The organism is Bradyrhizobium sp. Leo78 (assembly GCF_059512425.1).
In genome coordinates, this window is sequence record NZ_JCAMOT010000003.1 from 109,629 (window position 1) to 127,024 (window position 17,396).

Genomic DNA, 17,396 nt, shown 5'->3' on the forward strand with positions numbered 1-17,396 from the left:
TACGAGCAGACTTTGCAATCACCACAAAATCTTGTCATAAAAGGGGGAAACTACCCAATCACTCATCCTGAGGGTGATTCTACGAGATATACGATGTCCAGCGTCCCGGCCTACCAAGTAGCGATCTCATTTGCCGGGGAACAGCGGAGCTACGCTTCTCAATTGACTAGGCATCTGCAAGCTCGCGGAGTTCAGGTTTTTTACGACGAACTCTATCTCGCCGACCTTTGGGGGAAGGATCTATCTGAGGAACTCCACCGCATCTACTCGAAAGATGCCAGCTATGTAATCATGCTTGTGTCCGAGGCGTATTGCGCCAAGCAATGGACACGCCACGAACGGCGAGCTGCGCTTGAAAAGGCGATATCGATTCGCTCTGAATATATTCTGCCGATCAGGTTTGACGACGCGTGGCCCGAGGGGATGTCAAAGAACATCCATTATCTACCGGCGGCAAACTTCAACGAGGCGCAGGTAGCGAACCTCTTATGCAAGAAATTACTGATTCCAGAGCCAGGAAAGGCATCAAAAGTACCTCCCCCGCAACTGACTTCTGTTATTGGAACCGTCGAGTTTGATCATTCAAGTCATGACGGCCACTACGTGATCGGGCGTGGAGACAGCGCATTCGAGATTAAGTGGCAAGGTGGCATAAGAAACGGCATCCGTGCCTACAATGATCCCCCTACCATCAACGGCATCGCCGTCGCATATGGCGCAAAATCAATAGACGAGATCAAAGACGCATCTAGCTACGATTTTACATCGCGAACCCGAGATGTTCAGATCGGAGAGTATCTCATCGCCAGAAACACTTCGGGCTTGTACGTCGTCATAAAGATCGAAGCAGCAAAGCATCGCTATTTCGGAGACGACCAGGACTATCTAAAGTTTTTCTATGTCATCGCGGATGACGGGTCGACGGATTTCAGCGACTACGCTGTGTTCGAATGATGCCGGTGCTTCCGGCCGAGCGACCGGGCCGAGTAGTCGGAACATGATCCATGCATACCGGACGGCAGATGGAAATCAACGAGAAGAAACGACAGCGGCACTCTTGATCGCCGTCGGCGCGCTCATCGGGGGCGATACGAACATGGGCTTCCGGCAAGCGCACGCCAACCACGGCCAGAGCTTCTTCAGCTCGGACGCCCAATCACCAAGTTGACTAAGCTGGTCGTTTTGTACAACCAGCGCGGCCCTATACCGTCTTTTTGCCGGATTGTCCGCCAACCACTTACAGACCACGTCCCTCGCCTCCCGACTACCGGTTGAACAGGCATTTTGGCCGACCTACCCTGTCCTCTCTCCCCCGCTGAGCTACCTTGATTCGAATGAGGCCGTTCTATGCCGGATTACCTGTTTTCGACCCACAGCCTGAGCGACTACGTTCACCAGAAGGGTCGCGATGCCAGCAACTCCGTGGCCAGCATGGACCCGGAGGACATTCTTCAGAAGCCCGCCGAAGATCTTGCCGACATCGTCGAAGCGCATCATCGCGTTGATATCCCTGTCCTTCGCCGGGACCAAGAGGTTCTGAGCGAGCCTCAGGAAATCATGCAGCAAGTCAACGACTACGGCCGCAGCATCAACGTGCCTGCGCTGCAAATTTACCTAACCGTGCCCTTCGAGGGTAACGGCATGTTCTTCGAGTATCAGCCAAATTCATATATTTCTATGCCGCCGAGCGCGCGGGTAAACGCTGGCAACAAACTGGTGCTGACAGTCACCGGTAGGAACCTGGACGGGCCCCAAGTCCGCAGTATGCTTGAGCAGACACTGGCAGACATCGAGCGCTATCTTGGCTGGCAACGCGACCTCGCAAAGCCGCATAATGACAATCTTAGGAAGAACATCCTCCGGGATATTGAAGCTCGAAAGAAGAGGCTCCTCGACGCAAGGAACATGGCAGCCTCGATCGGGCTAAATATGAAACCCGTGCTCCCCGTTCCAACGAGCCACAAAGCACCGCAGATCCAGCGCAAGCCCGTGCCAGCCTCCCTGTCAAACGGCAGGCGGAAAGCGTTCGTTTCCGAGCCGGAGCTGATTGAGGATGATTATCAGCATATCCTTCAGATCATTGAGTCCATGGCCAAGGTCATGGAGCGCAGCCCTGATGCTTTCGTGAACCTGGACGAAGAAAGCCTTCGCCAGCACTTCCTGGTGCCGCTTAACGGCCACTACCGCGGCGACGGGACAGCAGAGGCTTTCAACAGTGAGGGTAAGACGGATATTCTCATTCGCGTGGAAGACCGAAACGTCTTCATTGCGGAGTGCAAATTCTGGGGCGGCACGAAAGTCGCCCATGACGCCATCGACCAGCTTCTCGGCTATCTCACTTGGAGGGACACGAAGGCTTGCCTGATGATGTTTAGCAAGCTGAAGGACTTCACCTACATGCTAGGAGAACTCTGGAAGAGCATCGAGAGCCACCCGAACTTCATGAGGGAAGACCGCAAGGAAGGTGAGACGCGGCGACGTTACATCTTTCGGAGCAAAAACGACCCGGATCGCCTGCTAGTCTTGACCGTGCTTGCATTCAACATTCCCAAGGCTTGAGCAGGGATGCAGCGCGGCGCGCGCCTCGAAGAACGCCCAAGCTCAATTCTGGCGCGAGCAGCGCGCACCAAATCACGCGGTTGATGAGTTACTGATCATCTATGTATTTCATTTGCTCGCTTTCCGTTTTTTTCAGCAAGCCTGCCACCCGGATGACATGGTCGCGGTCATACATGATGGCGCCGTACATCATCTGCTGCTTACACTGCCGCAGATGAAACTTCTGCGCTCTCGGCGTCGAAATAGCCAATGAGACGCATTGCTTTTGCGAGGAGCATCTGACCAGACGCAATAGCCTTGAGCTTCGTGTTCGCCGCGCGATCATCCTGACGCTTTGCCATGCTCAGAGCGCGCTTCGACAGCTTCGCTTGAAGATCATGTCCAACTTGGCGCCCTCGCGGCCTGCACACCCCCGCACGACAGACTGATACAGCGCTGGCTGTCGTGTGGTGCACCCTTGAACACTAGCCTTGCCCCCTTCGCCTCGAATCGAAGCAGTGTGGGCTCTTAATAACGGGGGCGCCAACTTGGCAATCGGAGCCAGCGGCAACCTCGCCTTTCGTCGGGTGATCTAGCACCGGCATAAGTGGGGCTTGGAGTGGGGCTCAGGAGCATTCGAAAAATCTCGTGCGCGGGCGGCATCTGATTTTCTTACCTAAGCCATTGAAATTATTGGTGGGGGAGGCAGGACTCGAACCTGCGAAGCCATGAGGCGGCTGATTTACAGTCAGCTCCCTTTGCCACTCGGGACACTCCCCCGTCCCAACAGCGTCGGACGCCACCCGCCCAACGTGGCGGCGGACAGGTCAATCGGTGACGCTGGTGACCGCGGGACCCGTCGGGGTGCGCGGCCGGCGCGTTTATGAGCGAAGGGAGGTAGCAAAGTCAACCAAGGCAAGCCGTTAATCGGCATCCTTTTGCCGGCAAAATTGCCATTGTCCGGAACCCGTGACACAACGCCCCTGATGAGCGATCGTGACCGCAAGCCCCCATTCCGCCGCGGCGGGGCTAAACCATTCGAAAAAGGACGAAAATCGGCCGGGCGGCCGGTTTGGCGCAGCCGCGATTCGGACGCCGACGGGCCGGTGATTCTCTACGGCTGGCATACAGTTTCGCTGGCGCTTGCCAATCCGGAGCGCCGGATCCGCAAGCTGTTCGTAACCGAGAATGCGGCGAAGCGGCTGGCGGACGAACGGATCGACACCCGGGTGCCCCCGGAGATCGTCCGCCCCAGCACCATCGACCAGCGGCTGGGACCGGATGCGGTCCATCAGGGGCTGCTGGTGGAAGCCGATCCCCTGCCCTCGCCCGATATCGATACGCTCGAGCCCGAGGGCATCGTGCTGGTGCTCGACCAGATCACCGACCCGCACAATGTCGGCGCCATTCTGCGCTCGGCCGCGGCCTTCGCGGTGAAGGCGATCGTCACCACCGCCCGCCATAGCCCCGAGGCGACCGGCGTGCTCGCGAAATCGGCCTCCGGCGCGCTGGAGCTGGTGCCGCTGGTCACCGTGCAGAACCTCGCCCGCGCGCTGACCGCATTGAACGAGCGCGGCTTCCTGACCGTCGGTCTCGACAGCCAAGGGAGCGAGGATCTCAGCCAGGTCGCGCTACGGCAGCCGCTCGCGCTGGTGCTCGGTGCCGAGGGCAAGGGATTGAGACAGCTGACGCGGGAGACCTGCAGCGTGGTGGCGCGGCTCGACATGCCCGGCGAGATCAAGAGCCTCAACGTCTCGAACGCCGCGGTGCTCGCGCTCTATATCGGCGCAAGCCGGCTTGGCCTGATGTAGAGCGTCTTCGAGCGAAGTAGCTCGAGGCAAATGAAAGCGCCCGCTCGCACGAGGCGAACGGGCGCCAATTTCAAGAGCGCCTATCAGATCAGTAGTAGCGGCGCAGCACGCGCTGACCGTGGTAATACTGCGAGTGGCCGTAGCGATAGTGCGAACGATAGTAGCGCGGACGCAACGGACGATAGTACGAGACTCCGCTCTCGCGATAAGTCGGAACCGGCGCCCAGTTACCCGGGCCGGTATAGGTCGGCCCCTGGTTGACATAGTAGTATTGCTGCTCCGGATCCGGGAGCCGCTGGGTGACCCAGCCATAACCAGCGCCACAGCCGCCGCAGCCGGAAGTGTAGTTGTAGCTCACGACCGGTGCGGAATAGACCGGCGCAGCGTAGACCGGCGGCGCGCAGGGGCTGGCATAATAGCCATAAGAGCCGCACGGCGAGCACGAGCCGTACCCGCACGCCATTGCGGGTGCCGCGGCCATGACCGCGACTGCCGCGACCATTCCTGAAATTATCTTACGCATTACGCCACTCTCCTGTTGGTGTGTTCTTGTTGGCTCATCTCTTTGTTTGAGCATGATCTTTTCGGAAAACCGGTTTCCACTTTTCCGGATCATGCTCTAGCGCGGAATTCTCGGCGGCCGGCGGCGATGGTCGCGTGGGGACTGGTCATACTGCGGCGCATAGATGATGGGCGGCGCATCGACCGGCGGATTGGACTGCGCCGGCAGCGGCATCGACTGCGCGGACCAGGATTGGTGATAGCTTTCGGCCGGCTTGGGCAGGCGCCGGTTCGACGGCGGCTCGATCTCCAGTCGCCCATAGCCCGGCATGTGGCCGAGGCTCGGATAATAATGGCCGACATTTGGCTCGGGATCGATGTAGCGGCCGCCATAGATGGTTGGCTGCACGTGGACGTTCTTGCCGAGACCCCATTCGCCTTCGATCACGGCATAGGAAGCGTCGATGCCGTTGATGATGATCGGCACGCCCCGGCGATAGGGAACGACGATATCGAAGCCGCCGCCGGAGCCGCCACCGGCAAAGGCCGTTGACGTCATCGCCAAAAGAATCCCCGCTGTAATGCCAACGCGCATTGGTTGCCTTCCTGTCTCGTTCAGCAACCTAATCGAATGCGCGCAGCCAAAGGTTAAAGCGACAGGCCAAACTGCCGGTAAGCCTAACGCGTGAGCATGCCGGCTCGCTCAATTGCGGGCGATCGTGATCAGCATTTGTTAACGCCGTATACGCGGCCGCTTACACCAGCAGTGTTTCGACGATGGTGTTGATACCGATCGCGATGGTCACGAGCCCGACCGCGCCTTGCAGGCCGCGATTGGCCCAGGTGAGCCAGCGCGCGGAGGCCGCGATCGGCACTGCAATCACCGTGGACAGCGCGCCCATGCCGATCATCGAGCCAATTCCGAACAGCGCGACATAGCCCAGTCCGACGATCGGGCTTGCGGCCTGCGACACCGCAAGCATCAGCAGCGCCGCAGAGCCGGCCATGCCGTGCATCAGGCCGACCAGCAGCGTGCGCCAGCGAAAGCCGTGCGCGTGGACATGCGTCGCGGCACGATGCGACGTCGTCTCGCCGGCATGGCTGTGGGCGTGGAAATGCACCGTACCGTCGCTGTGGCCATGGCGGTGGAAATGGACGCGGTCGCGCCACAGCACGTGGACGCCGAGCCCGACCAGCATGATGCCGACGGCCCCTTCGATCGGCTGCGCCACTGTCTCCGGGATCGCGTGTCCGAGCAGGATGGCGGCACCCGCGAAGCAGAACAGCGTCAGCGTGTGGCCGAGTCCCCAGGTCAGCCCGTGCCTGACGATGTCGCCGACATGGGTCCGGCGCGCGGCGATGCTGGAGACGGCGGCGATATGGTCGGGCTCGAGCGCGTGCTGCATGCCCAACAGAAAACCAAGACCCAGGATTCCAAACATTCCGCCCCGTCCGCTCGATGCCCCTATTTGACACGAAGTGGCAGCCCTTGTCAGGCCACTCCTTCCACAATCGGCGGCGCATCAACGTCCGCGAGTACCACTCTCTTGATGCCCTTGATGCGATCACTTCGGTTTGAAATCGTGTGAACAGGATCGTTGGAACAGGCCCGCCGCGCGGCCGCTTGGTGTCGGTTGCGACTTCAAGGAGAGCTCACCATGAGACCACTCGCTATCGTCGGTACCGCCGCGCTGCTCGCTTCCGCCCTGGCCGCTCCCGCCGGGGCGCAACAGGTGATCTACAATCCCGGCTATTGCGCTCAGTTCTATCCGAACGCCAATTGCCAGAACCAAGGACCGGGAAATCCCTATACCGGCAGCTACCAGCAGCGTCGCGCCGCCGCCTATCAGTACAACAATGGCTGGAACAACAGCTACGCCCGCTGGGACGATCGCGGCAGCTTCTGGCCGGGCAACGTGGCCGCCGGGGTTGTCGGAGGCGCCGTCGGCACGGCGGCGGCGGTCGCCACTGCGCCATTTGCCGGTTTCGATAACGGCTACCGAGGCGGCTACTACACCCAGAGCTACGCCGAGCGTAACGGCCTCGTCTGCACGCCCGGCACCTGGTTCCGCGGCGAGGATGGCCGCCGCCACCCCTGCCAGTAACCCAATCGACCAGTTGGGGAAAAGGTGGCCGCCCGGCCGCCTTTTTCCTGCACAGGTCTCGCCTGGCTGCCCTCAGGTTCTGGCCCTCCGCTCCCAAGTCTGATATGCGAGCGACCGAAATCGGCCGGCTTAGCTCAGCGGTAGAGCAGCGGTTTTGTAAACCGAAGGTCGGGGGTTCAATCCCCTCAGCCGGCACCATCCGCTTCATCAAAGCGCCGTGTTTTGCGCCAAGATCGTTTCAATTATTTCCGTTGTCGGAGCGCGTATTTCAGCCGAACAGGATTTTAAGAATGGCTTATTTCATCTACGCCCGCGACGGCACCGGGCAGATCATCCTAAGACGCGAGAGCGAGGATGCCGCGCTGAAGAAGGCGCACGAACTCAAGGAGATGGGCTGGTTCGACGTCGAGATTCGACAGGACAAGAAGCCTGCCGCTGCCTGATGAACCTTTGCGGTTGGTGCCGGACATACGTTCGAGGTGCCCACATGTCCGACACGCAGCACTACCGGTTTCAATCCGAGCAGGCGAAGCGGCTGGCCTATCAGGTCGTCGATGCAGACGTTCGCGAAAAACTGCTCGAAATGGCCGATGAATATGACCGCTACGCCGACCTGATCGAAGCAAAGGCCGCCGAACGGCCGGCCGAGACGACCGCAACACCACTTCCCGCGAGCTAGGTGGGCCACAAACATTTGATACGTGATGAAGCGGACCCCCGCCCGCTCTGGCGGCGTCGCCGTGGACCGGGTACATCATCCGCACAATGGCGCATCACGAAACGGCTTATCGGCCCGATATCGACGGGCTGAGAGCAATCTCCATTCTGCTGGTCGTCGGTTATCATGCCCAGCCTTGGCTGGTGCCGGGCGGCTTCATCGGCGTTGACGTCTTCTTCGTCATCTCCGGCTTCCTGATCACGCGGATCATCCTGACGAGGGTCGATGCCGGCACCTTCTCGTTCGCCGATTTCTATGCGCGGCGCGTTCGCCGTATTTTTCCAGCCCTCGTCATCGTGCTCACCGCGACCTATCTGGTCGGATGGTTCGCGCTGCTGCCCGATCAATTCACCCTGCTTGGCGAGAACATTGCTGCCGGCGTTGCCTTTGCGGCCAATCTGTTCCAGCTCAGGCAGACCGGGTATTTCGCACCTGCCGCCGCGGACAATCCGCTGCTGCATCTGTGGTCGTTGGGCGTCGAAGAGCAGTTCTATATCTTCTGGCCGCCGCTGATCCTTCTTCTCTCCGCAACCGCAATCCGCGGCCGATGGATCGCGGTCATCGCGCTGGCGTCGTTTGCGTTCAGCCTGAGCATCTTCTTCGGCTACGAGACCGTCGCGTTCTACTCACCGCTCACACGCGCCTGGGAGTTGCTCGCGGGTGGACTTCTTGCCCACCTGGTGCTCGTACGGAAGAGCGTTAGCTGGGACAAGCGGATCGGCGAGTATCTTGCTCTGTTGGGCCTTGCCGCGATCCTTGGCCCGGCGCTGCTGTTGGATCGCGCCAGCGCATTCCCAGGCCTCTACGCCCTGCTGCCGGTGCTCGGCGCGGTACTCCTGATCGCCACGCCAAATTCGGCGGTGAACAAGATGCTGCTGTCGAACCGGCCAATGGTATGGATCGGCCTGATCAGCTATCCGCTCTATCTCTGGCACTGGCCGGTCCTGTCCTATCTCGGCATTCTGCGCAACGGCGTGCCGAACGTGATGGAGATCTGGGCGGCGGTCGCCGTCTCCGTGATTCTTTCCTGGCTGACATTCCGCTTTGTCGAAATTCCGCTTCGCCACTACGACCGGGCAGTCAAGAGACTAGCGCTCGGTCTCGCGCTCGTCGGCCTTGCCGGTATCGTGACCATCGCCGCGGCCGGATTCGATTTTCGTTTTCCTGTGGAGGTGCAGGCGATCGCGCGGACCCAGGCGAAGGACAATGCGGGATTTAGCGACAGGTGTTTCCTGGAAGCGCCGGGCGCTGAATTCAACGCAGACTGCATCGAGCAGGGAACGCTGCCGCTCGTATTTTTGTGGGGAGATTCGACCGCGGCCGCGCTCTATCCGGGCTTGAAGGAAGCAGAGGCTGCGAGCGGATCGTTCCGCCTGGCGAGGTTCAGCGCGCCGGGCTGCGCGCCGATCCTGGATTCGGGCGCGAACGCACGCTGCGACGAAGTCCATCGCACCGCCTTCGGCCTACTTCAGTCCGCGCATCCGGACGTCGTGCTGCTCCATGCGATGTGGGGCACGAACAACGATCTCGGCAAGCTGCACGAAACGATCGCGCGGCTGCGCGCCAGCAAGGTCCGGCGCATCGTCATCCTGGGTCCACTGCCGGTCTGGAAGCGAACGCTTCCCCATACGCTCGTCAATCACTACCGGATTTGGCACGAGATTCCGGAGCGGATCGCGGTGGGCGTATCAGGCTTGGACAACGATCAGCGGATGGAGGCTTTCAGCAAAGCCGAAGGGATCGAGTATATCTCTGCCTGGCATACGCTATGCAGTGCTGCGGGCTGTCTGACGGGGATCGGGACCGATGCGAACCAGGTGCTGATAACCGATATCGTGCACCTCTCCGACGCCGGCTCGAAGTTTCTCATCAGAGCGATCGGCAAGGAATTGCTGCCGTCTCCACCGCGCCCGTGAGGACTTGCCATCACCCCGTTATGGTAAACGATCTCTTCCGATTGACGCGGTGTTACTCTTTTGTCACCTCGGTGGAAATTGGGACTGCCATAACTTGGGATGCTTGATTCCGAAGGCAACCTTTGCTGCAGTCGAGTAAGGCCGAGGTGTGCCATGAAATGGATGAAGGAACGCGATCTCCTGATCGCTCAGACAATGGCGTTCGTGCAATCGGTGACCGGCAAGAAGCCCGACGCCAAGTTGTTGTCGCCGGCCACCGAGACGACCGTCCGCGCGACCATAACCACCGCCGTGGTTAACGTTGAAGCCGTGCTCGCCGAACCTCCGCCGCTCCCGATCGCCGTCCCGCCCAACCCGGCTCAGACGGTGCCTGCTCAGACAATGCACCCTGAGGCAAGACCGTCTCAGGCGAAGCCCCCTCAGATCGCGGGTCTCGACCTCCCCGCCGATTTCCAGTCCGAAATCCGTGCCCGGGTGGCAAGCTTCCGCGCGCACCAGGAGCGGTTTACCCGGGAGCGCGAGGAATACTGCCGTGCCACCATGGCCAAGGTCCGCGCCACCCTGAGCGAGGGCACCTAGCCGCCTCGCTCCGCCGAATAGAATAATCCCCCCGGCTGTCCCGCCAGGTCTTGGCGGTCAGAGCCAGGCCCATACCAGCAGCATATTGGCCACAGAGGCAACCAACAGCGCCGCGGTGAGCGTGACATGCACGCGTTCGCTGGATGTGTGCAGAACCGTTGTCATGCCCGGAGCATCCGGCGATTCTAGCACCGGAGTCTTGCGGATTCTTTTTTGGGGGATTCATCACTTATTAGGGACTCAAGACGGGGTGACGGACGCCCTCACCTGGGCGTGAAACAAGACGGTTGGCGGTGCTGAAACCCGGGGGCGGGGTTGGCGTTGACTGCCTTTGCGGAGCCACGAGCTAAGAATGCCGTACGCGCTGTTTTCCAACGATGCCAAGCTGAGCAAGGCCTATCCGACCGAGGCGGATGTCTGGAAGGTCGCCCGGAAGAGCGGCCTGGTCGTCGATGTCGCCACGGACGAGGACAAGGCCGCCCCGCGTCCGGTCCTGGACAATGATTACGAGATCAGGCCCTGCCAGGCGGAGCCGAACGAAGACCCCGCCAAGAACAAGGCCGATGCCGAACGCGAGGCGCGGAGCGAGCCGCAGCTCTCGCCGCCCGAGCCGCCGCAGGAAAAAGCCTTACGGCGTCGCGCTCACCAGTGAGGCCTGCTCCGAGGCCAGCGTCACGCACGCCTTACGCCGGTGCAGTCCCCTGATCGCGCCGGTGACCTTGAGCACCTTGCCGACCCCGCAGGCCGGATCCTGGACAAAGGCGACCTCATAGGGCGCGAGAATCAGCGGTTCGGATTTCAGCACGGTCTGGGCAAGGCATGGCGATATCGCCGCAGAAAAAATCAACGCTAACGCAAAAGCACGCATGTTCGTGTGTCCACCTGGCCCGGCGGCCGGCATAATAAACCATCGACCGTGAAAGTTCTGTGCACCGCAAAAAATATTTTCCGCGGCGCCGGTAGCCCTGCAGCAAAAGGGCCGGCGGAAAGCCGGCCCTCGCCCCCCGCGGAAACCCGCGGTCAGTATTTGGAAGCGACCGGCCCGCCCCAGCCGAAGCGGTAGTTCACGCCGACCTTGACCGTATGCTCGTCGTCCCGGAAGCGGGAGCCGACGATCTCGGCCGGACCGGAGGTGAAGGTCGTGTGGCCGAAATTGTAATACTGGTACTCGGCCTTGGCCGACCAGTTCGGCGCGAACATGTATTCGAGGCCTGCGCCAACCGTGTAGCCGTCCTTGCGGTTGCCGTCGGTCGTGAAGGGCTGAGGCACGCCAGCGAAGGCGACGCCGATATTGCTATTCTCACGCCAGGCGTAGCCGCCCTTGGCGTAGAGCAGCGCCGGACCCCAGGTGTAGCCGAGCCGGCCGGTCACCGAGCCGAGCTGGTCGGTATTGCCCGTCACCACCGTTCCAGCGGGGAACACGAAGCCATTATTGCTGTTGCCCGGCAGCCAGCTGTATTGCGCCTCGACGCCCACCACCCAGTTCGGCGCGAATTGATAGTCAAAACCGCCCTGCACGCCGCCCAGGAAGCGCGCGTCGCTGCCGAGCAGATTGTTGCCGTCGGTGAAGCCGCCGCCGATATGGCCGCCGATATAGAAACCGGTCCAATTGTAAACCAACGCCGGCGCCGTATAGGCCGGCGGTGCCTTGGTATAGGGCCGTGCCGGCATGTCAGCCGCGAAAGCGGGGCCGGCGAATGCGGCCAGGGCGACTGCGCCAAGCAAAAACTTCTTCATGGTACTTCCCCGTTCACTCCACGACGCGACATCAAACCAAACAACGTGACTTCAATTAGGTTGCTTTGGGGCACCGCCAGAGCATCACGTGTTCGTCACAGTGACAGCGCCGCAACACCCGCTGGTTCCATTGCATGGAAGAATTTTCCCTCCGGTTAATCCGGAGCCGGCCACCAGAACGGATGTCGGATCTGACTAAGCAGAGGTTCACCCCTCGCCGAAAAGTGATCCCATCCCGGTAACCCTGCGGCCACCGAGCCGCCGCTACCGCGACATCTTCTCCAGCTCGGGAAATGGCGCGTAGGTAGCGCTGGCGCAAGGCTCGGTGGCATTTTCCATCATGCGGTCGAGCCGGCCATCGACGTACACGATCGCGCGCTCCCGCGTCGGCCGATAGGCGCCGTCCGAGTCGCGGGCGCTGAAGCGCAGGCAGGTGACGTAGCGCTGCCGCCCACCGACCGTCCGCTGCACCGGCTCAGCCATGGCCGCGTCCCGTACGCCGGTGGGGTCGTTGAGATAGGTGTGCATGAACGCCAGGGTCTCGGCGCGGTAATTCTTCGGATACGGCTGGTCGGCGACACCGCGGTCATCGGTGAAGCTGATCGACCTGTTGTCGTCGCTGCTGAATGCGGAGCACGCCCCGAGCGCGATCGGCAACAGCAGGATTGCCGTAAGTCTTGCTGTCTTCGCCAAGTTCCTTTCGCCCCAAAGTCGACTGCATCGGTCCCGGCAGTTTCTTAGACCGGCCAGCGGCGAAAGGGAATTCGCATCTCGGCGTCGCCTCAATGCACCATCCCACGGCCATTGGGGATGCAATGGCCGTGGGTGGGCCTGATATCCGCCGGCGCGGTGGGGCAATGTGGATCAAAACCGCGGCGGACGGACCAGTCGTGGAAGTCAGGATTCAGCCGCGCTTGGCGGGCCGCACGATAGGCTTGACCGCGACCTTCGGCGTGACATGCGTCTTGATCACACCGATGTGCTTGTGGTGGCCATGATGGCGGACGTAGCGCTGGTGCTTATGATGATGGCGCACCATCTTGGCGTTGGCATGCAGCGCCTTCGACTTAGTCAGTTCGGACTTGATCACCGGCGCCTGGGTCGTCTTGCCATAGTTGCCGGCAAACGCGGGCGCCGCCATCACGGAAACTGCAAGCAGCGCCGCGGAAATGGTCTTGAGCATGGTTGTCTCTCCTCTTCCAGGGATCGCTGAGACTTCCGGTCGGATGGCCGGGCTCGCCGATCAGTGAGGACGACCTTAAGTCGGCGGCGCTGAACCCACGCTGAAACGCGCGGACGGAATTCGTTCATCTCCATGACATCCTGTTCATGTCGCGATTGCGATAAGTCCTGACCGCGTCATGTCTGCGAGGCGTGAGTTTCAAAATGGCGTGCCGAAGCGGGAATGTTTCCGAGCACTGGGTGTTCAAGGAAACGGGCCGCGGTATAGGATCACCGGGCTGACCATCAGGAGAGAGGCATGCAGAAATTCGCGATCAGGCTGTTGACGCTCGCCATGTTGTCGCTGACGCTTGCGGCAGCGCCCGTCGTTACCGCGGTCTATGCCGCGCCGGATAACGATCCGCCCCCGCCGCCGCCCAAGGGCAAGAAGAAGTCGGAGATTCGTCCGAACGTCGAACAGGCCGCCTTCGAGAATGGCTATCACGCCGCCTATGCCACGATCTACGACCGCCACGATTATGCCAACGCGATCGAGCAATTGAAGGCGCTGCACCGCGACGACACCGCCGCTGTCGCCAACCTGATCGGTTATTCCTATCGCAAGCTCGGCGACTACAAGCTGTCGCAGGTCTGGTACGAGCGCGCGCTGAAGGCCGATCCGAACCACGTCAAGACCTGGCAGTATTACGGTCTGTGGCAGGTCGAACAGGGCAACCGCGACCAGGCACAGTATCATCTCAACCGCATCGCCCAGCTTGCAGGCACCAACAGCGAGGAATACCGCTCGCTCGCCGCCGCGCTGGAGAAGCCGCCCGGCACCGGGCTGGTGTATTGAGGCGATAGTTGCCGTGTGACGGGCAACGGCGCACGCGCCGTGCCCTTCAGTTTCTGTCGCGCTTCACACCGGTGTCGTCCCTGCCGGGGCATCGCGCAGCGATGAGCCCGGAATCCATCGAGCCGCGGGTGCAGGTGGAGAAATGGATTCCGGGCTGGCGCTGCGCGCGCCCCGGAATGACGACGGTGGGGCTTGTGACGAAACAGCTTCGCCAAAAATAAACGCCACCGAGCGCAATGAGTATTGCTTGGTGGCGTTGGTCGTCACTGGGCCCTGAAATCCCCAGCACTGAATTGGTCAGTGCCGCACGTCATCAGGTTCAATCACGACTCTCAAAAACGTGAATTTTGCATCAGCAAAATGATGCGCGTCATACGACAGAAGCGCTGCCCGATCACGCGAGACGGCAACTTCAAGTAAGCTGCAAAATATTGTCACGTCCCTTGCGCGATGAATGCGACGACCCTCATCCCGAGGAGCCGCGCAAGCGGCGTCTCGAGGGATGGCGCGGGTGAGATCGGGGCCTCATGGTTCGAGACGCGCGAAGACGCGCTCGTCACCATGAGGGTCTCCTAGAAAGCACGCTGTTTGAATACGCAGGCGAAGAACGTCAATCGCTCTCGCCTACTTCATCACCGCTTCGACCTCGCCTCTGAACGCCTGGCGTGAGGTGTCGCGGGAATAGAACATGTGGCCGCCGGGATAGACGACGAGTTTGACACGGTCCGGGCTCGCAAAGGCCGGCAGTTGGTCGAGCGCCATCGCCGAGCCGAAGTAAGGAGTCGCGAGATCGAACAGGCCGTGGCCGACCAGGAGCTTCAGCTTCGGATCGAGCGCGAGAATCTGCCGGAGCTGTGAGACCGACTCGGCCGGGTTTGTCCCGCGGCCGAAATCCCAGGAGCCGGCGACGCTGCCGTTGAGAAGATGATAGGATCCGTCCGGCTGCCAGTTCAGCCTGCCCCTGGTGAGGTCGACAACCGCGCTCGTCAGCGGCGCAATCAGCGGATCGCCGGACGGATCGCCGAAGCGGGATACGCTCGAATCCGGATTGGGATCGAAGCCTTCGACTGACGCGTCGTAGCGGCCGGTCACTTTGCCGTTGCGGCGATCGAATTCCCTGCGGAATTCGGAGATATCGAAACGCCCCGCGAGGCGGCGGCTTACCGCCGGATCGATATCGGTCAGGGCCGCCACCCTGTTGGCGAGCCGTGTCGTGGCCTCGCTGTCGGCCTGCCCCTTGACAAGGTCGACCAGGAAATCGCCGCGCGCGTATTGTTCGACATCGGCGACGTCGCTGCGCGTCACCGGGCCCTTCCTCTGCCGCGCGACTGCCGCCATGCTCGGAAGGCTCGCGACATATTGCAGCAGGCTCGTGCCCTGGAATTCACGGAAATCGAGCAGCGGCGAGAGCAGGATCAATCCCTTCACGCCGACGCCCTGCTCGGTCTGCAGGTTACGCACGATCTTCGGTCCGCGGATGCCGCCATAGCTTTCGCCCACGACATATTTCGGCGACAGCAGCCGCTCGTGCTTCTCGAGCCAGCGGCGGATCACCAGCGCGATCGCATTGACATCGCCGTCGACGGAGAAGAAGCGCTTGCGCACGTCGTCCCCGGTCGCGACAAAACGGCTATAGCCGGTGCCGACGGGATCGATGAAGACGAGGTCGGTGAAGTCGAGCCAGGTTTCCGCATTCGGCACCAGTTCGGGCGACGCCGACGACACCGCTCCCTCGCCGCCCAGCGCAATCCGCCACGGTCCGGCGCTGCCGAGCTGCAGCCAGGCCGACGATGCGCCCGGCCCGCCGTTGAACAGGAAGGTGACCGGGCGATTCGTCCGATCGGTGCCGTCGAGCTGATAGGAGGTATAGGCAATATCGGCCTGCGGCTCGCCCTTCTGGTCGAACAGGCGGATCGAGCCGGCGGTGGCCGTGAACTCCAAGCTACGTCCGGGCAGCGCCAGCGTCTGCTTGGTCGTGGAGTCAGGCGGCAAGCGGTGCTGCTCGGACGCCGACGGTGGATTGGCTGCCGCACTGCGGTCTGCACCGCCCTTACGACCCGCCGGTGCCTGCGTCGTCGGCGAATCTGACTGTGATGACGGTTTGGGGGTGTCGCCCGCGTCCTGCGCCCACGCGCCGCTCACGACTGAAAATGCGAGCAGCGCGACCATCATGCGCGTGCGCGCGTTGCGCTGTGTTCCGACCCAGCTTGCCATGTCCCAGTTCCTTCGTAGCCCGGGTGCAGCCAAGCGAAACCCGGGACATCTGCGTCAAGATAGACAGCGCCCCCGGGTTACGCTGGCGCTCCACCCGGGCTACGACGCGAATTGCGGCGTCCATCGGGGATGCAGCTACACAACGGGAGGAATTGTGTGGAAATCACAATCGCGCCAGCCGGTTTGCACCGCGATGAATGCGACAGGCCTGCGACAATACGCGCCGATCAGGTTGTCCGCGGCGACAATTGAGTGATATCCGTCACATCCACAAGGTTGCCAACCCAACCATTCGATCCACAGAACCAAAACGGCGCCACCGCGACTAACGAAATTGTATCTTCGAGGGGGTTCCCGAAATGAAACGAGCGATTGCCATTTGTGTCGGCCTGCTTGCGCTGGCTTCGCCGGCGGCGGCCGAGTCACCGGTGGCCGTCGTCGAGGACGTGCAAGGCAAGGTCACCGGCGCCGAGTTCATGGATTATGTAGCCCCCAAGACCGTAATCAAGATCGGGGACGGTGGTTCGATCGTGCTGAGCTATATGACCTCTTGCCGGCGCGAAGCGATCTCCGGGATCGGCACGGTGATCGTCGGCACCGACGAGAGCGTCGTGCATCTCGCTGACCTCAAGGCCGAAAAAACCGATTGCGATTCCAACCAGACGCACGCCACGACGCAGGCGACCAGCGCGGTCGCCGCCACCGTGTTGCGCAGCGTCGATGCGAACAAGACCTCGTTGCCGCAGCCGCAGCTCACCCTCTACGGCGCTTCGCCATTCGTGGAGGCAAGAGGACGCGGCACGCTGATCGTGAGGCGCCTGGACATCCCCGGTGAGCGTCAGCAGGTTGATCTCGGCGGCACCCAGCTCAAGGGCAGGTTCTTCGATTTCGCCCGCGAGAACGGTGCATTGGTCCCGGGCGGCCTCTACGCCGCCACTTTCAAGTCGTCGCAAATCGTCTTCCGCGTCGACCCGCAAGCCAAGCCCGGCCCCACGCCGATCGTCGGCCGCCTGCTGCGGATGAATTAGCTCGTGATGAAACTGCCCTGGGGCCACTGCTGGCGCTTCTCCCTCTCCCCGTTCTTACGGAGCCGAGACGAGCGAAGCTCGCTCTGTGAGGGTTGGGGTGAGGGGCTCTCTCCACGGACACGGTGACAGACGTGTTCGCCGAGATTCCCCCTCACCCGAAATTCAAGCGGAGCCTGTCATCGGGCGGCGCTTCGCGCCGACCCGTTGGCTTGAACTTCGACCTCTCCCCGCA

The 17,396-nt window shown here is 61.5% G+C and carries 19 protein-coding genes and 2 tRNA genes; 12 read left to right on the forward strand and 9 right to left on the reverse strand.

Annotated features, from left to right (window positions below):
- Positions 1–93 precede the first annotated feature (93 nt).
- Together AC5ZG1_RS05170 and AC5ZG1_RS05175 are read left to right on the forward strand one after the other, a co-directional pair.
- Complete coding sequence (locus tag AC5ZG1_RS05170) at positions 94–954, forward strand: TIR domain-containing protein (RefSeq protein WP_496132164.1); 861 nt, start codon at positions 94–96, stop codon at positions 952–954.
- A gap of 393 nt (positions 955–1,347) precedes the next feature.
- Positions 1,348–2,559: a hypothetical protein gene (locus AC5ZG1_RS05175; protein WP_496132165.1), complete on the forward strand. Its 1,212-nt coding sequence runs from the start codon at positions 1,348–1,350 to the stop codon at positions 2,557–2,559.
- Positions 2,560–3,232: 673 nt separating this feature from the next.
- Here AC5ZG1_RS05175 and AC5ZG1_RS05180 read toward each other — a convergent pair.
- A tRNA-Tyr gene (locus AC5ZG1_RS05180) sits at positions 3,233–3,318 on the reverse strand.
- 206 nt (positions 3,319–3,524) lie between these two features.
- Here AC5ZG1_RS05180 and rlmB point away from each other — a divergent pair.
- Positions 3,525–4,349: a 23S rRNA (guanosine(2251)-2'-O)-methyltransferase RlmB gene (gene rlmB / locus AC5ZG1_RS05185; protein WP_456644642.1), complete on the forward strand. Its 825-nt coding sequence runs from the start codon at positions 3,525–3,527 to the stop codon at positions 4,347–4,349.
- Between the two features lie 88 nt (positions 4,350–4,437).
- On the opposite strand, the gene AC5ZG1_RS05190 is transcribed toward rlmB, so the two are convergent.
- The 3 genes from AC5ZG1_RS05190 to AC5ZG1_RS05200 all read right to left on the reverse strand — a co-directional run bounded on the left by AC5ZG1_RS05190 (position 4,438) and on the right by AC5ZG1_RS05200 (position 6,292).
- The gene (locus AC5ZG1_RS05190) at positions 4,438–4,872 is read right to left on the reverse strand and encodes a hypothetical protein (protein WP_496132166.1); all 435 of its coding nucleotides are present in this window, start codon (positions 4,870–4,872) and stop codon (positions 4,438–4,440) included.
- Positions 4,873–4,968: 96 nt separating this feature from the next.
- A complete protein-coding gene (locus AC5ZG1_RS05195) occupies positions 4,969–5,445 on the reverse strand; it encodes a hypothetical protein (RefSeq protein ID WP_496132167.1) in 477 nt (158 codons plus the stop codon).
- Between the two features lie 160 nt (positions 5,446–5,605).
- Positions 5,606–6,292 carry an urease accessory protein gene (locus AC5ZG1_RS05200; protein WP_496132168.1) on the reverse strand — a complete coding sequence of 229 codons (687 nt, stop codon included), beginning with the start codon at positions 6,290–6,292 and terminating at the stop codon, positions 5,606–5,608.
- 216 nt (positions 6,293–6,508) lie between these two features.
- Here AC5ZG1_RS05200 and AC5ZG1_RS05205 point away from each other — a divergent pair, with 216 nt between their 5' ends.
- The 7 genes from AC5ZG1_RS05205 to AC5ZG1_RS05235 all read left to right on the forward strand — a co-directional run bounded on the left by AC5ZG1_RS05205 (position 6,509) and on the right by AC5ZG1_RS05235 (position 10,820).
- Positions 6,509–6,955, forward strand: a complete 447-nt coding sequence (locus AC5ZG1_RS05205) for a hypothetical protein (RefSeq protein WP_496132169.1) — start codon at positions 6,509–6,511, stop codon at positions 6,953–6,955.
- A gap of 123 nt (positions 6,956–7,078) precedes the next feature.
- A tRNA-Thr gene (locus AC5ZG1_RS05210) sits at positions 7,079–7,153 on the forward strand.
- A 92-nt stretch (positions 7,154–7,245) separates the two neighbouring features.
- Positions 7,246–7,398 carry a hypothetical protein gene (locus AC5ZG1_RS05215; protein ID WP_165435568.1) on the forward strand — a complete coding sequence of 51 codons (153 nt, stop codon included), beginning with the start codon at positions 7,246–7,248 and terminating at the stop codon, positions 7,396–7,398.
- 44 nt (positions 7,399–7,442) lie between these two features.
- Positions 7,443–7,634, forward strand: coding sequence for a hypothetical protein (locus AC5ZG1_RS05220; protein ID WP_130229855.1), 192 nt, complete (start codon positions 7,443–7,445; stop codon positions 7,632–7,634).
- 86 nt (positions 7,635–7,720) lie between these two features.
- Positions 7,721–9,589, forward strand: a complete 1,869-nt coding sequence (locus AC5ZG1_RS05225; RefSeq protein ID WP_496132170.1) for an acyltransferase family protein — start codon at positions 7,721–7,723, stop codon at positions 9,587–9,589.
- A 153-nt stretch (positions 9,590–9,742) separates the two neighbouring features.
- A complete protein-coding gene (locus tag AC5ZG1_RS05230; RefSeq protein ID WP_496132171.1) occupies positions 9,743–10,168 on the forward strand; it encodes a hypothetical protein in 426 nt (141 codons plus the stop codon).
- 352 nt (positions 10,169–10,520) lie between these two features.
- A complete protein-coding gene (locus tag AC5ZG1_RS05235) occupies positions 10,521–10,820 on the forward strand; it encodes a hypothetical protein (RefSeq protein WP_051396658.1) in 300 nt (99 codons plus the stop codon).
- Here AC5ZG1_RS05235 and AC5ZG1_RS05240 read toward each other — a convergent pair.
- The 4 genes from AC5ZG1_RS05240 to AC5ZG1_RS05255 form a co-directional block, all read right to left on the reverse strand.
- Positions 10,797–11,036: a hypothetical protein gene (locus AC5ZG1_RS05240; RefSeq protein WP_028163280.1), complete on the reverse strand. Its 240-nt coding sequence runs from the start codon at positions 11,034–11,036 to the stop codon at positions 10,797–10,799. The two genes, AC5ZG1_RS05235 and AC5ZG1_RS05240, sit on opposite strands and share 24 nt — an antisense overlap.
- Positions 11,037–11,188: 152 nt before the next feature.
- Positions 11,189–11,905, reverse strand: coding sequence for an outer membrane protein (locus AC5ZG1_RS05245; RefSeq protein ID WP_208827245.1), 717 nt, complete (start codon positions 11,903–11,905; stop codon positions 11,189–11,191).
- A gap of 264 nt (positions 11,906–12,169) precedes the next feature.
- A complete protein-coding gene (locus AC5ZG1_RS05250; RefSeq protein WP_028163278.1) occupies positions 12,170–12,598 on the reverse strand; it encodes a hypothetical protein in 429 nt (142 codons plus the stop codon).
- Positions 12,599–12,809: 211 nt separating this feature from the next.
- Entirely contained in the window at positions 12,810–13,088 is a 279-nt protein-coding gene (locus AC5ZG1_RS05255) for a His-rich protein BRANT (RefSeq protein WP_196237249.1), read from the reverse strand.
- A gap of 297 nt (positions 13,089–13,385) precedes the next feature.
- On the opposite strand from AC5ZG1_RS05255, the gene AC5ZG1_RS05260 reads away from it, so the two are divergent.
- Positions 13,386–13,922 carry a tetratricopeptide repeat protein gene (locus AC5ZG1_RS05260; RefSeq protein WP_456644650.1) on the forward strand — a complete coding sequence of 179 codons (537 nt, stop codon included), beginning with the start codon at positions 13,386–13,388 and terminating at the stop codon, positions 13,920–13,922.
- Positions 13,923–14,546: 624 nt separating this feature from the next.
- On the opposite strand, the gene AC5ZG1_RS05265 is transcribed toward AC5ZG1_RS05260, so the two are convergent.
- The gene (locus AC5ZG1_RS05265; protein ID WP_496132172.1) at positions 14,547–16,136 is read right to left on the reverse strand and encodes a S10 family peptidase; all 1,590 of its coding nucleotides are present in this window, start codon (positions 16,134–16,136) and stop codon (positions 14,547–14,549) included.
- 359 nt (positions 16,137–16,495) lie between these two features.
- On the opposite strand from AC5ZG1_RS05265, the gene AC5ZG1_RS05270 reads away from it, so the two are divergent.
- On the forward strand, positions 16,496–17,164 hold the full coding sequence (locus tag AC5ZG1_RS05270) for a hypothetical protein (protein WP_496132173.1): 669 nt from the start codon (positions 16,496–16,498) through the stop codon (positions 17,162–17,164).
- The last annotated feature ends 232 nt before the right edge of the window (positions 17,165–17,396 follow it).